Source organism: Pseudomonas sp. 65/3-MNA-CIBAN-0223 (assembly GCF_040310425.1).
GTDB lineage: Bacteria > Pseudomonadota > Gammaproteobacteria > Pseudomonadales > Pseudomonadaceae > Aquipseudomonas > Aquipseudomonas gregormendelii.
Genome location: NZ_JBEOPV010000349.1, coordinates 1 through 236 on the forward strand (window position 1 = coordinate 1; position 236 = coordinate 236).

The 236-nt window shown below is 69.9% G+C and carries 1 protein-coding gene; it reads right to left on the bottom strand.

The window, feature by feature from the left end; genetic code table 11:
* A partial coding sequence (locus AAEZ09_RS29175) for a hypothetical protein (RefSeq protein ID WP_350601798.1) occupies window positions 1-236 on the bottom strand: 236 nt, incomplete at both ends.

Here is a 236-nt window from a genome sequence, read left to right on the forward strand (position 1 = left end):
GTGCCAGGCTTGTGCGTTGGCCAGGGCCAGCAACGGCAAACGCGCCGCCCGCCACAAACTGCTGGCGCCGGCGAGCAAGGCGCCCAGCACACTCAAGCCCAGGCCACTGGCCCACCACAGCGGGGTCAGGCTCAGTTGGCCCTGCACCTCGGCGCCATACAAACCCCGCAAGCTGGCCGCGACATCCGCCAGCAACAGGCTGGCCAGCAGGTAGCCGCTGGCGACACCCGCAAGAC